Below are 229 nucleotides of genomic sequence, written 5' to 3'. Positions count from 1 at the left end.
CTTCATGGATCACCTGATTGAACGTCCGAAGTTCAACAACAACACGTACAATACGTATCTAAAGAAGTATCACGCGTGTTTCGCGTGGATGGTTGAGCATGGCTACAGCAAGGAGAATCCGTTCGAGAAGATCAAGACCCGCCAGAAGCAAGAGAAGATCCGTACGCTCATCCCAGTTGAGTATCGTGACATCGTCATCAACCATGTGCGTACTTCCGAGCATCCCAAC

Annotated in this window: 1 protein-coding gene; it reads left to right on the top strand. The window is 48.5% G+C overall.

Translation table 11 applies throughout. From position 1 onward, the window contains the following. A partial coding sequence (locus tag ACTHSL_RS14360) for a hypothetical protein (protein ID WP_440381766.1) occupies positions 1 to 229 on the top strand: 229 nt, incomplete at both ends.

It is taken from the genome of Neisseria sp. P0008.S010 (assembly GCF_051962715.1).
Classification (GTDB): Bacteria; Pseudomonadota; Gammaproteobacteria; order Burkholderiales; family Neisseriaceae; genus Neisseria; species Neisseria elongata.
Note: the sequence above shows the minus strand (reverse complement) of the source record. Positions and strands in the feature narration are given on the sequence as shown.